General features: G+C 71.5%; 9 protein-coding genes and 2 rRNA genes. 6 read left to right on the plus strand and 5 right to left on the minus strand.

Annotation, left to right across the window (positions count from 1 at the left end; genetic code table 11):
* Positions 1–1,392, plus strand: a 23S ribosomal RNA gene (locus ACFV9J_RS02910); the annotation flags it as partial.
* 84 nt (positions 1,393–1,476) lie between these two features.
* Positions 1,477–1,593, plus strand: a 5S ribosomal RNA gene (gene rrf, locus ACFV9J_RS02915).
* A gap of 106 nt (positions 1,594–1,699) precedes the next feature.
* Here rrf and ACFV9J_RS02920 read toward each other — a convergent pair.
* From ACFV9J_RS02920 to ACFV9J_RS02940, 5 genes are read right to left on the minus strand one after another with little or no spacing between them, the layout of a single operon-like run.
* Entirely contained in the window at positions 1,700–3,010 is a 1,311-nt protein-coding gene (locus ACFV9J_RS02920; RefSeq protein ID WP_385348917.1) for a DUF58 domain-containing protein, read from the minus strand.
* Entirely contained in the window at positions 3,010–3,999 is a 990-nt protein-coding gene (locus tag ACFV9J_RS02925) for an AAA family ATPase (protein WP_385350076.1), read from the minus strand. The genes ACFV9J_RS02920 and ACFV9J_RS02925 overlap by 1 nt, the downstream gene beginning before the upstream one ends.
* Positions 3,999–5,216 carry a DUF4350 domain-containing protein gene (locus ACFV9J_RS02930; protein WP_385348920.1) on the minus strand — a complete coding sequence of 406 codons (1,218 nt, stop codon included), beginning with the start codon at positions 5,214–5,216 and terminating at the stop codon, positions 3,999–4,001. The genes ACFV9J_RS02925 and ACFV9J_RS02930 overlap by 1 nt, the downstream gene beginning before the upstream one ends.
* A complete protein-coding gene (locus ACFV9J_RS02935) occupies positions 5,213–5,935 on the minus strand; it encodes a DUF4129 domain-containing protein (protein ID WP_385348923.1) in 723 nt (240 codons plus the stop codon). Before ACFV9J_RS02935 ends, ACFV9J_RS02930 begins: the two co-directional genes overlap by 4 nt.
* A 34-nt stretch (positions 5,936–5,969) precedes the next feature.
* The gene (locus tag ACFV9J_RS02940) at positions 5,970–7,376 is read right to left on the minus strand and encodes a glycerophosphoryl diester phosphodiesterase membrane domain-containing protein (protein WP_385348926.1); all 1,407 of its coding nucleotides are present in this window, start codon (positions 7,374–7,376) and stop codon (positions 5,970–5,972) included.
* Between the two features lie 140 nt (positions 7,377–7,516).
* Here ACFV9J_RS02940 and mtnA point away from each other — a divergent pair, with 140 nt between their 5' ends.
* The 4 genes from mtnA to ACFV9J_RS02960 are packed head-to-tail and all read left to right on the plus strand — an operon-like array spanning position 7,517 to position 13,267.
* Positions 7,517–8,659, plus strand: coding sequence for an S-methyl-5-thioribose-1-phosphate isomerase (mtnA, locus tag ACFV9J_RS02945; RefSeq protein ID WP_385348929.1), 1,143 nt, complete (start codon positions 7,517–7,519; stop codon positions 8,657–8,659).
* 4 nt (positions 8,660–8,663) lie between these two features.
* Positions 8,664–9,353, plus strand: coding sequence for a two-component system response regulator MtrA (gene mtrA, locus ACFV9J_RS02950; RefSeq protein WP_003975799.1), 690 nt, complete (start codon positions 8,664–8,666; stop codon positions 9,351–9,353).
* Between the two features lies 1 nt (position 9,354).
* The gene (gene mtrB / locus ACFV9J_RS02955; RefSeq protein ID WP_385348934.1) at positions 9,355–11,430 is read left to right on the plus strand and encodes a two-component system sensor histidine kinase MtrB; all 2,076 of its coding nucleotides are present in this window, start codon (positions 9,355–9,357) and stop codon (positions 11,428–11,430) included.
* On the plus strand, positions 11,420–13,267 hold the full coding sequence (locus ACFV9J_RS02960) for an LpqB family beta-propeller domain-containing protein (RefSeq protein WP_385348937.1): 1,848 nt from the start codon (positions 11,420–11,422) through the stop codon (positions 13,265–13,267). Before mtrB ends, ACFV9J_RS02960 begins: the two co-directional genes overlap by 11 nt.
* Positions 13,268–13,372: the final 105 nt, after the last annotated feature.

Below are 13,372 nucleotides of genomic sequence, written 5' to 3' on the forward strand. Positions count from 1 at the left end.
CTGAGACCTGATGCCGAGCCGATTGTGGTGAAGTGGATGATCCTATGCTGTCGAGAAAAGCCTCTAGCGAGTTTCATGGCGGCCCGTACCCTAAACCGACTCAGGTGGTCAGGTAGAGAATACCGAGGCGTTCGGGTGAACTATGGTTAAGGAACTCGGCAAAATGCCCCCGTAACTTCGGGAGAAGGGGGGCCACACCTGGTGACGAGTTTTGCACTCTGAGCTGGGGGTGGCCGCAGAGACCAGCGAGAAGCGACTGTTTACTAAAAACACAGGTCCGTGCGAAGCCGTAAGGCGATGTATACGGACTGACGCCTGCCCGGTGCTGGAACGTTAAGGGGACCGGTTAGTCACATTTCGGTGTGGCGAAGCTGAGAACTTAAGCGCCAGTAAACGGCGGTGGTAACTATAACCATCCTAAGGTAGCGAAATTCCTTGTCGGGTAAGTTCCGACCTGCACGAATGGCGTAACGACTTCTCGACTGTCTCAACCATAGGCCCGGTGAAATTGCACTACGAGTAAAGATGCTCGTTTCGCGCAGCAGGACGGAAAGACCCCGGGACCTTTACTACAGTTTGATATTGGTGTTCGGTTCGGCTTGTGTAGGATAGCTGGGAGACTTTGAAGCTCGCACGCCAGTGTGGGTGGAGTCGTCGTTGAAATACCAGTCTGGTCGTGCTGGATGTCTAACCTGGGTCCGTGATCCGGATCAGGGACAGTGTCTGATGGGTAGTTTAACTGGGGCGGTTGCCTCCTAAAGAGTAACGGAGGCGCCCAAAGGTTCCCTCAGCCTGGTTGGCAATCAGGTGTTGAGTGTAAGTGCACAAGGGAGCTTGACTGTGAGACCGACGGGTCGAGCAGGGACGAAAGTCGGGACTAGTGATCCGGCGGTGGCTTGTGGAAGCGCCGTCGCTCAACGGATAAAAGGTACCCCGGGGATAACAGGCTGATCTTCCCCAAGAGTCCATATCGACGGGATGGTTTGGCACCTCGATGTCGGCTCGTCGCATCCTGGGGCTGGAGTCGGTCCCAAGGGTTGGGCTGTTCGCCCATTAAAGCGGTACGCGAGCTGGGTTTAGAACGTCGTGAGACAGTTCGGTCCCTATCCGCTGTGCGCGTAGGAGTCTTGAGAAGGGCTGTCCCTAGTACGAGAGGACCGGGACGGACGAACCTCTGGTGTGCCAGTTGTTCTGCCAAGGGCATGGCTGGTTGGCTACGTTCGGGAGGGATAACCGCTGAAAGCATCTAAGCGGGAAGCCTGCTTCGAGATGAGGACTCCCACCCCCTTGAGGGGTTAAGGCTCCCAGTAGACGACTGGGTTGATAGGCCGGATCTGGAAGCACCGTGAGGTGTGGAGGTGACCGGTACTAATAGGCCGAGGGCTTGTCCTCAGTTGCTCGCGTCCACTGTGTTGGTTCTGAAACCACGAACAACCCCACGTCCATAGCGTGGTGCGGTTGAGAGTTTCATAGTGTTTCGGTGGTCATAGCGTAGGGGAAACGCCCGGTTACATTTCGAACCCGGAAGCTAAGCCTTACAGCGCCGATGGTACTGCAGGGGGGACCCTGTGGGAGAGTAGGACGCCGCCGAACAATCATTGCGAGAAGACCCCGCACCGGGAACGGTGCGGGGTTTTCTGCGTTCAGGGGCCGTTGAAACGGGACTGAACCGGGCGGGGCCACAAGGCCCCGCCTTTTTCTATAGGCGGCCTGCCGCTTTGAGTTCCAGGTAGGCGTCCGCGAGTGCCGGAGGAAGCTCGTCCGGGGTCGCGTCGACGACCGTGACGCCGTGCCGGCGGAGCTGGTCGGCGATGTTGCGGCGCTCCGACTGGGCCTGTGCGGCCGCCGCGGCCTCGTACACGGCATCCGTGTGGCCGCGGGCTTCGGCCATGGCGGAGATGTGCGGGTCGGCCACCGAGGCCACGAGGACCGTGTGGCGCTGGGTCAGCTGTGGCAGGACGGGGAGCAGCCCCTCCTCGATCGGAGCCGCGTCGAGAGTCGTGAACAGGACGATCAGGGACCGGCGGGGGGCCGACCGCAGAGCGGTGGCGGTGAGGCCACGCGCATCGGTCTCCACCAGCTCCGGCTCCACGGTCGCCAGGGCGTTGACCAGGGAGGGAAGGAGGTCGCCCGCGGTGCGGCCCTGGAGCAGGGCGCGTACCCGGCGGTCGTAGGCGAGGAGGTCGACGCGGTCGCCCGCGCGGGAGGCCAGGGCGGCCAGGAGCAGGGCGGCGTCCATGGAGGCGTCGAGGCGCGGGGCGTCTCCCACGCGACCGGCCGAGGTACGGCCGGTGTCGAGGACGAGCAGGATGTGCCGGTCGCGTTCGGGGCGCCAGGTGCGCACGGCGACGGTGGAGTGGCGGGCCGTCGCGCGCCAGTCGATGGAACGGGTGTCGTCGCCCGGGACGTACTCGCGCAGGCTGTCGAACTCCGTGCCCTCGCCGCGGGTGAGGACGCTGGTGCGGCCGTCGAGTTCACGGAGCCGGGACAGCTTGGAGGGGAGGTGCTTGCGGCTGGTGAACGGGGGGAGGACGCGGACGGTCCAGGGGACCCGGTGGGTGCCCTGGCGGGTGAGGAGGCCCAGGGGGCCGTACGACCGGATCGTGACGCGGTCCGCGTGGCGGTCGCCGCGGCGGGTGGGGCGCAGGCGGGTGGTCACGCGGCGGCGTTCGCCGGCGGGCACGGTCAGGCTGTGACGGGAGGCCGCCGTCTCGGTGCCTGGCTGCCAGCTGCTGGGCGGCCAGGCGTCGCGCAGGCGGGCCCGGAGCGGGCGGCCCGACGGGTTGGTGACCGTCAGGGTCACGTCGGCGGTGTCGCCCAGTCGGGCGGAGGCGTCCCCGGAGCGGGTGAGACCGAGCCGGCGTACGGGGGCGGCCAGGGCGAAGTCGCAGGCGCAGGCCGCGGCCAGCGGGGCGTTGACCGCGAGGATGCCCGTCCAGCTGGGGTCCCAGATGCCGACGGGGACGGAGGCAAGGGCCGCGATGAGCGCGGCGCGTCCGGTGAGTGCCATCAGCGGGGAACGGGGACGTGGGCGAGGATCGCGTTGATGACCGAGTCCGCGGTCACGCCCTCCATCTCGGCCTCCGGGCGGAGCTGGACGCGGTGCCGGAGAGTTGGGAGGGCCAGGGCCTTCACGTCGTCGGGGGTGACGTAGTCGCGGCCCGTGAGCCAGGCCCACGCGCGGGCGGTCGACAGCAGTGCCGTGGCGCCGCGCGGGGAGACGCCGAGGGTGAGCGACGGCGACTCTCGGGTGGCACGGCAGAGGTCGACGACGTAGGCGGTGATCTCCGGGGAGACGGTCGTCTTGGCGGCCTCCGCGCGGGCGGCCTCCAGGTCGGCGGCGCTCGCGACGGGGCGTACGCCGGCGGCGTGCAGGTCGCGCGGATTGAAGCCTGCCGCATGCCGGGTGAGGACGTCGATCTCGTCCTGGCGGGTGGGCAGGGGGACGGTGAGTTTGAGGAGGAAGCGGTCCAGCTGGGCTTCCGGGAGGGGATAGGTGCCCTCGTACTCGACCGGGTTCTGGGTGGCCGCGACGAGGAAGGGTTCGGGGAGTGGGCGGGGCGTGCCGTCCACGGTGACCTGGCGTTCTTCCATGGCTTCGAGGAGGGAGGACTGGGTCTTCGGGGGCGTGCGGTTGATCTCGTCGGCGAGGAGGAGGTTGGTGAAGACCGGGCCCGGCTGGAAGGAGAACTCGGTGGTGCGGGCGTCGTAGACCAGGGATCCGGTGACGTCGCTCGGCATCAGGTCGGGGGTGAACTGGACGCGTTTGGTGTCGAGTTCGGTGGCCGCGGCGAGGGTGCGGACGAGCAGCGTCTTGGCGACCCCGGGGACGCCTTCGAGGAGGACGTGGCCGCGGCAGAGCAGGGCTACGACGAGGCCGGTCACGGCGGCGTCCTGGCCGACCACGGCCTTGGCGATCTCGGCGCGCAGGGCTTCGAGGGCGGCGCGGGCGTTGCCCGGGGCCGCGGTCTGCCCGGCGTTGTCAGTGGTCGGGTCCATCATGGACGGCGTACCTCTCTTTCGAGGGCGTCGAGTTGGTCGGCGAGTGCGATCAGGGCCGCGTCGTCGCCGGGCGGCGGGCCGAAGAGGAGGGTGTGCAGGGCCGGTGCGTCGCCGGGTGCGCCGTGGAGGTGGGCGGACAGGGCGGGGAGCAGGGACTCGGGCGAGTCTGCCTGGGCGACGGGGACGCCTGCGAGAGGGGCGAGGCGGGTGCGGGTGGCGGAGCGAAGAGCGGTGGCGGCGCGGTCGCGGGCGTTCGCCTTGCGGTAGAGGCGGGCGCGGCCTTCGACGGTTTCGGAGGCGCGGATCGCGACGGGGAGTTTTTCGGGCACCAGGGGGCCGAGTCGGCGTGCCCGCCACAGGGCGGCGAGGGCGGCGGCGATGAAGAGTTGCAGGGTGCCCCAGAGCCAGCCGGACGGGAGCAGGTCGAAGAAGCCGCGTTGGTCGTCCGGGTCCGGGAGGTCGGAGAGGGAGGGGAGGTACCAGACCAGGTGGTCGCGGGAGCCGAGGAGTTGGAGGGCGAGCGAGGCGTTGCCGTGCTCGTCGAGGTGGTTGTTGAAGAGGATGTCGCGGGCGCCGAGGACGACGGTGTCGCCCGGGGCGTCCTGCGCGGACGCCTTCGCGGAGGGGTCGGGGATGCGCAGGAGGGTGGCCAGGCGCCGGCTGGGGTAGCAGGCGTCGGCTTCGAGGTGGGTGCTGTAGCGGATGCCGCCCGTGTCGGCGTCTCCCGCGCGCCGTGCGGCGGGCAGGTCGCAGGCGGGGGCCAGCGTCGAGTCGACGCTGAGCGCGGGGTCGGCGGTGACGCCGGGGGCGAGGCGTTCGACGGCGGCGCCGCCGGGGGCCACCAGGACGGTGCGGCCACCGGAGCCGGACGTCGCCGAGTGCAGTCCCGTCTGCTGGCGTTCCGTCAGGAGGTCGGGCACGGCGACCAGCAGGGTGGTGTCTGGGCCGGCTGCGGCCCGTGCTTCGTCCAGGGTGGTGACCACGCGCGTGGAGACCCCCCGGTCGGCGAGGAGTTCGGCGACGGCGCGGCTGCCGTAGGGATCGGCGGAGCGCGGGTCGAGTTCTCCGTGCCGGGCGTCGGAGCGGACGACCGCGAGGGCGACGGCGCCGACGAGCAGCAGGACGAGGGCGAGTGCGATGCCCCGCGCGCGGGTCCACACCTGGCGGGCGGTGGGCGAGGCCGCGGTGGTGGGGAGCGTGGCCTCGGTGGTCATTCGGCGGCTCCCCGGCGGGTGTCCCGGTCCGTGGCGTCGCTGGTGCGGCGCCCGGCCGTGCTGCTCGCCAGTTGCGGCTTGCTGCGGTCCAGGTCGTGGTCGAGTTCGGTGAGGCGCCGGTACGACTCTTCGCTGCCGGGCCGGCCGCCGTACGCGACGTCGTCGAAGTCCCGTGCGGCGGCGCGCAGCCGGTCCCTGTGGTCCGGCAGGGCCCGGCCCCCCTCGGTGGCCGCCTCGTCGGCGGTGCGGCCGGGGCGGATGTCGAGCAGGGCGCGTTCCTCGAGGGCGCGGACGACGGCCCGCATGCGTTCCTGGACGGCCTGGTTCCAGTGTCCTTGGGCGGCGTGTGCCTGGGCGGCGGCGCGGTGGTCGGCGGCGCTGCGGGGGCGGTCGTCGAAGAGGGCGGGGGCGGAGACGGGTCCGCGGCGTGGGGTGCCCAGGCGCCACCAGAGAGCGCCCAGCGCCGCCAGGACGGCCACGACGACGACCACCAGGCCCAGCGTTCCCCCGGGTGTCGCGGTGGACGCCTTGCTGAACAGCTCCTCGATCCAGTCCCAGAAGGCGTTCAGGGCCCGCTGGAACCAGCTGGGGTCGTTCTCGTGGTACATCCGCTTGGACAGCTCGCGCCGCGCGGCGTCCCGCGCGGGGTCGCGCGGGATCGTCACCGGTGGTTCGTCGCCGGAGCGCGACACCGTTCGTGCGGCGGTGCGTGCCAGCACCTCCGTGAGAACTCCCCCCGCCGGACTCACCCCGTCAGCTCCCCGGGACGGCGCCGGAGGCACCGGAGCCCTGCGGGCCGGAGCCCTGGGCCCCGGCGGCGCGGGCCAGTTCGAGGTCGAGGGCCTCGCGGCGGATGCGCTGGTCGATGTAGAGCAGCACGGTCACGCCCGCCGTGATCGGGAAGGTGATCATGGAGCCGATCACCGAGCCGATGCCGCTGACGACGAGGAACGTCCAGCCGAGGTCGCCGGTGCCGTCCAGGAAGCCGCCGACGCCGTCGCCGCCGAGGGTCGCGGCGAGGAAGGCGAAGGGGATCACGATGATCGACGCGACGACGTTGGCGATGACCGTGGCGAGCAGCTGGATGCCGAAGACGCGCCACCAGGAGCCGCGCACCAGCTTCACCGAGCGGCCCATCGCCTTCTTGATGCCCTGCTTCTCCAGCATCAGCGCGGGGGACGCCAGCGAGAAGCGGACCATGAGCCAGACCGCGACGACGCCGCCCGCCAGGAAGCCCAGGGCGGTCAGGGCCACCCCGGCCCCGACGCCCGAGGCGGCCGTGACCAGGAGACCGGGGGTCATGCCGACCGTGAGGAGTCCGGCGACGATGAGCAGCAGCAGGAGGATCAGGCCGAACAGCTTCAGCACCTGGGGGCGGGCGTCACGCCAGGCCTCGCCGGTGGTCACCGGCCTGCCGAGTACGGCGCGGCTGGTGACGGTGGTGAGCAGGGCCGTTGCCAGTACGGTGCCGATCAGGGAGATCAGGAAGACGACCCCCGAGTTGATCGTGGTCTCGGCCAGCGCGTCGCCGAGTTCGCTCAGGGTGGCGTCGGGGTCGTTGAGCGCCTCGCTGCCGGCGTCGTCCAGGACGAGGCCCTGGAGCAGCACGACGATGACCTCGGTGAAGACGGCGACGGTCAGGGAGATGCCGAGGACGGTGCGCCAGTAGGTGCGCATGGTGGAGACGGCGCCGTCGAGGATCTCGCCGACACCGAGCGGGCGGAGCGGGATCACGCCGGGCTTGGCAGCGGGCGGGGGACCGCCCCAGCCGCCTCCCCAGCCGCCGGGCCCACCGGGGGCGCCGTAGCCGCCGTAGCCCCTGCCCGGGCCGCCGTATCCGCCGGGGCCGCCGTAGCCTCCGTAGCCGCCTCCGGGGGGTCCGGGTGGCGGGGTGCCCCAGCCCGGGCCGGGCGGTGGGGGAGGCGGGGCCTGGCCGCGGTCCGCGGGGCCGGTGGGAGCGGACCACTGGCCAGGGGGCGGCTGCTCCTTGGACCACTTCGTGCCGGGGCCCGTCGGTTCCGCGTCCGGCCGGTCCGCGGGCGGCGCGGGCTGGCCGGAGCCGGCGGGGCGGTCGGCGGGCTCGGCGGGGCCGGACGCGCCGGGCTCGTGCCCGTCGGACGGGGCGGATCCGGGCGATGCCCAGCCCGGAGTGTCGTTCATCGTCGCTCCTTCACGGTGCGCGTCCGCGGTCGCGGCGGCGGGTTGGCAGCCATCGTGCCATGGGGGCGTCGGGTGCGGACCGGGCGCGGTAGGGGCTGCGCACCTTCAATTGTCCGTCGTACAGGGGGCAGACTGACCGCATGGCTGATCAGGACGCGCGAAACGGCGAGGACAAGCGGCCGACCGGGATACCGGCCCTTCGCTGGGAGGAACCCCCCGAAGGCCCGATGCTGGTGCTGCTGGACCAGACCAGATTGCCCGCCGAGGAGGTCGAGCTGGTCTGCACGGACCCAGCCGCGCTGGTGGAGGCGATCCGCTCGCTCGCCGTGCGCGGGGCGCCGCTGCTGGGCATCGCGGGCGGCTACGGCGTCGCGCTCGCCGCCGTACGGGGCTTCGAGGTCGAGGAGGCGGCGGCGGCGCTGGCGGGGGCGCGCCCGACCGCGGTGAACCTCGCCGTCGGGGTGCGCCGGGCGCAGGCCGCGCACCGGGAGGCGCTCGCCAGGACCGGTGACACCGGGCAGGCCGCCCGGGCGGCGCTGTCCGCGGCAAGGGCGCTGCACCGGGAGGACACCGAGGCCAGCGCCCGGATGGCCGCGCACGGACTCGCGCTGCTCGACGAGCTGCTGCCCGCCGGAGGACACCGCGTCCTCACGCACTGCAACACCGGTTCGCTGGTGTCGGGCGGTGAGGGGACCGCCTTCGCGGTGGCGCTCGCGGCGCACCGGTCGGGACGGCTGCGACGCCTGTGGGTGGACGAAACGCGTCCCTTGCTGCAAGGTGCTCGCCTGACGGCATACGAGGCGGCCCGCAACGACATGGCGTACACCTTGCTCACCGACAACGCGGCGGGTTCGCTGTTCGCGGCGGGTGAGGTGGACGCGGTACTGATCGGCGCGGACCGCATCGCGGCCGACGGTTCGGTGGCGAACAAGGTGGGGAGCTATCCGCTCGCGGTGCTCGCGCGGTACCACCATGTGCCGTTCGTCGTGGTGGCTCCGGTCACGACGGTGGATCCGGACACGCCGGACGGGGCGTCCATCGAAGTGGAACAGCGCCCCGGATATGAAGTGACCGAGGTCACAGCACCTCAGGTGCCGGTGGCGGGAGCGGGAGGCGGGATTCCGGTGGCACCCCTGGGGACCCAGGCGTACAACCCGGCGTTCGATGTGACTCCGCCCGAACTGGTGACGGCGATCGTCACCGAGGAGGGTGTGGTTTCGCCCGTGACGACCGAGGCCCTGGCCGCGCTGTGTGCCAGGTCACGCCAGGTAACGATTAGCTAATGGGATGATGTCGTTTATGAAGGGACGAGTCCTTGTCGTCGACGACGACACCGCACTGGCCGAGATGCTCGGCATTGTGCTGCGTGGTGAGGGTTTTGAGCCGTCTTTCGTAGCCGACGGCGACAAGGCGCTGGCCGCCTTCCGGGAGACCAAGCCGGACCTGGTGCTGCTCGACCTGATGCTGCCCGGACGGGACGGCATCGAGGTGTGCCGCCTGATCAGGGCCGAGTCGGGTGTGCCGATCGTGATGCTGACGGCGAAGAGCGACACCGTCGACGTCGTGGTGGGTCTGGAGTCGGGCGCCGACGACTACATCGTGAAGCCGTTCAAGCCGAAGGAGCTGGTGGCCCGGATCCGGGCGCGGCTGCGGAGGTCGGAGGAACCGGCGCCGGAGCAGCTCGCCATAGGCGACCTGGTCATCGACGTCGCCGGGCACTCCGTGAAGCGGGACGGGCAGTCGATCGCGCTGACGCCGCTGGAGTTCGACCTGCTGGTGGCGCTGGCCCGCAAGCCGTGGCAGGTGTTCACGCGCGAGGTGCTCCTCGAGCAGGTCTGGGGCTACCGGCACGCCGCCGACACCCGCCTGGTCAACGTGCACGTCCAGCGGCTGCGCTCCAAGGTCGAGAAGGACCCGGAGAAGCCGGAGATCGTGGTGACCGTCCGCGGCGTCGGCTACAAGGCCGGACCGAGCTGACATGGCCAGGGACAGTGCCGCTTCGGCGCCCGGGTCCGGGGCCCGCGCCGGACGGCCTGTCGGCCACCGGAGCGCCGGCTCCCGTCTCTTCGGCCGTGTGCTGGAGGGCGGGCTGCTGCACGGCGGGGTGCAGGGCAGCCCGGTGCTCCGTCTGTTCATGCGCTGGGTGCGCCGCCCCCTGCTGCCGGTCATGCGGCTGTGGCGGCGCAACATCCAGCTCAAGGTCGTCGCCACCACCCTGCTGATGTCGCTGGGCGTGGTGTTGCTGCTCGGCTTCGTGGTAATCGGGCAGGTCCGCAACGGACTGCTGGACGCCAAGGTGAAGGCCTCCCAGAGCCAGGCCACCGGTGGCTTCACGGCGGCCAAGCAGAAGGCCGAGGAGGCGGCGAGCACCAACGGCGACGACGGCACCCCCGCGGACGGGCGTCCCTCGCAGAACGTCATCCAGTGGATGAGCGAGCTGGTGAAGTCGCTCTCCAGCGGTGGCCAGAGCGCCTTCGACGTGGTCACCCTCCCCATGGGCGGGGAGAGCGGCAGCGGACGCGGTCCGCGCGCCTCCGGATCGGTCGACTGGGCGGTGAGCGTCCCCGAGGCCCTGCGGGAGCGGATCGACGGCGACACCGCGGCCGCCCAGAGCTACACCCGGATCGTCTACAACTCCGACCAGCCGTCCCAGCCGGGACTGGTCATCGGCAAGCAGGTCAACGACCCGAACGGCGAGCCGTACCAGCTGTACTACCTCTTCCCGCTCACCCAGGAGGAGAAGTCCCTCAGCCTGGTCAGGGGCACCCTGGCAACCGCCGGGCTCTTCGTGGTCGTACTGCTCGGGGCCATCGCCTGGCTCGTGGTGCGCCAGGTCGTCACACCGGTCCGGATGGCGGCGAGCATCGCCGAGCGGCTGTCCGCCGGGCGGCTCCAGGAACGGATGAAGGTCACCGGCGAGGACGACATCGCCCGGCTCGGCGAGGCCTTCAACAAGATGGCGCAGAACCTCCAGCTCAAGATCAGCCAGCTGGAGGACCTGTCGCGGATGCAGCGGCGGTTCGTCTCCGACGTGTCGCACGAGCTGCGCACACCGCTGACGACCGTGCGGATGGCGGCCGACGTCATTCACGACGCGCGCGTGGACTTCGATCCGGTGACCGCGCGGTCGGCCGAACTGCTCGCCGACCAGCTGGACCGGTTCGAGACGCTGCTCGCCGACCTGCTGGAGATCAGCCGCTTCGACGCGGGCGCCGCCGCGCTGGAGGCCGAGCCGATAGACCTCAGGGAGGTCGTACGGCGCGTCGTCAGCGGCGCGGAGCCGCTCGCCGAGCGCAAGGGCACGGGGATACGCGTCGTCGGCGACCAGCAGCCCGTCGTCGCCGAGGCGGACGCCCGGCGGGTCGAGCGCGTGCTGCGCAACCTGGTCGTCAACGCCGTCGAGCACGGCGAGGGCCGGGACGTCGTCGTCAAGCTCGCCGCGGCCGGGGGCGCCGTCGCCGTCGCGGTGCGCGACTACGGCGTCGGACTCAAGCCGGGCGAGGCCACCCGGGTCTTCAGCCGCTTCTGGCGGGCCGACCCGGCACGCGCGCGTACCACCGGCGGTACGGGGCTGGGGCTGTCGATCGCCCTGGAGGACGCGCGGCTGCACGGCGGCTGGCTGCAGGCCTGGGGCGAGCCCGGCGGCGGCTCGCAGTTCCGGCTGACGCTGCCCAGGACGGCGGACGAGCCGCTCAGGGGGTCGCCGATACCGCTGGAGCCGACGGACTCGCGCCGCAACCGCGGGCTCAACGACGCGGGCCTCGCCGACCCGGCGGTGGCGCGCGGCGCGGACAAGTCGGTCGGCGTCCCGGCGCAGGTGCCGGCCGGGCAGGTCTCCGCGGTGTCCGCGCGGGGGCCGATAACGCCGCGGCAGGCCACGGTGGCACCCACCGCGGACCCGACGGCACTGCCGGGCAACGGCGCGCGCGTGGTGCCGAGGCCCGTGTCGGGGGCGCGGAGACAGGACGGTGGGCCGGCACCGGAGGCGGCGGGCCGCCAGGACGCCGGTCCCGAGGACTCGAGCAGGCAGGGGGAGGCATCTCGTGGGCGCTGACCGCGGGAGGGGCGGTCGGCGGAGGCCGGCACGCGTGGTGGCGTACGCCGTCGGCGGTGTCGTACTGCTGGCCGGATGTGCGGCCATGCCCGACAGCGGGGACCTCAGGGGCGTGGAGTCCACGCCCCGGCAGGACCCGCAGGTGCGGGTGTTCGCGATGCCGCCGCGGGAGGACGCCCCGCCCGCCGACATCGTGCAGGGCTTCCTGGAGGCGCTGACCAGCGACGATCCGCACTACGAGACGGCTCGCAAGTACCTGACCGGCGACGCCGCGAAGAACTGGCGGCCGGACGAGTCGGCGACGGTGCTCGCGGGCGGGCCGGGAACGGAGTCCGACCACTCGGGCAACCGCGAGGACGCCAACGACTACTCGGTCACCCTGACCGGCACCAGGGTCGCCGAGGTCGACGCGCAGCAGTCGTACGCGCCGGCCGACGGCGTGTACCGCGAGTCGGTGCACCTCACCAGGGACGGCAAGTCCAAGCAGTGGCGCATCGATTCGCTGCCGCCGGGCGTCGTCATGGGCAAGTCGGACTTCCAGCGCAACTACATGTCGGTCAACCGGTACTACTTCGCCTCGAACACCCCGGTGCGGGCGGACGCCGAGACGGGACCGGTGCGGGAGCCGGCGGCCGTCGCCGATCCCGTCTACGTGCGCCGGCGGGTGGATCCGATGACCCAGGTGGTGCGTTCCCTGCTCAGCGGGCCGACGAGCCTGCTGGGCCCCGTGGTCAGGTCCAGCTTCCCGACCGGGACGGCACTGGCGAAGAACGCCGGCTCGCTGACCCCCGACGACCGCAGCAGGCTGACCGTTCCGCTGAACGACAAGGCGGCGCGGGCCGACGCGGACAAGTGCGACGAGATGGCCGCGCAGCTCCTGTTCACGCTGCAGAACCTCACCCCGGCGGTGCAGGAGGTCGAGCTGCGCTCGGGCGGTGAGCAGTTGTGTTCGCTCTCCGCGGACCGCGCCGAGACGGTCGCTACGCGCGGCTCCGCGCAGCGGCCCGACTACCTGTACTTCGTCGACGACCAGGACCGCCTGGTCCGGATCGCGGCCGGCAGCAACGGGACCCGGGCCGAACCCGTGCCCGGCCCGCTGGGCGAGGGCCGGCAGGCCCTGCGGTCGGTGGCGGTGTCGCGCGACGAACACAGCGCGGCCGGGATCGGTCTCGACAACAAGTCGCTGTACGTCGGCTCGCTGGTGTCGGGCGGTTCGCTCGGCGACCCGGTGCTGACCAGCCAGGGCAAGACGGAGTCGGACCGGCTGACCCCGCCCAGCTGGGATGCGCAGGGCGACCTGTGGATCGCCGACCGCAACCCGGCCGACCCGCAGTTGCTGCTGCTGAAGGAGGGCGCGGGCGATCCGGTGGAGGTGCGGACCCCGGGCCTCGACGGGCGGGTCCAGGCCGTGCGGGTGGCCGCCGACGGGGTGCGGATCGCGCTCGTGGTGGAGAAGGACGGCAAGCGGTCGCTGCTCATCGGGCGGATCGAACGGGACGGGAAGGCGGGCGACGTGCCCGCGGTCACCGTGCTCGAACTGCGTTCCGCGACCCCCGAGCTGGAGGAGGTCACCGCCATGTCCTGGGCCGGCGACGCCCGGCTCGTCGTGGTGGGGCGCGAGCGCGGCGGCGTCCAGCAGATCGGGTACGTCCAGGTCGACGGCTCGACGCCGGAGGCATCGGTGCCCGCGGCCCTGACCGGCGTCAAGGAGATCGCCGCGACCGAGGACGAGCGGCTGCCGCTGGTGGCGTATTCGGAGGACCTCATCGTGCGGCTGCCGTCCGGGCTGCAGTGGCAGAAGGTGACGGAGGGGACCGCGCCGGTCTATCCGGGGTGAGGCGGTCCCGTCCGGCCGGGTCGGCGGTCTCTTCCTGCCGGGTGGGGCGGCCCCGTCCAGCGGGGTGGGGCGTCCACCGATTCTTGGCCCGGCCGGGTTTTCCAC

Source organism: Streptomyces sp. NPDC059906 (assembly GCF_042730645.1).
Classification (GTDB): domain Bacteria; phylum Actinomycetota; class Actinomycetes; order Streptomycetales; family Streptomycetaceae; genus Streptomyces; species Streptomyces rubrogriseus.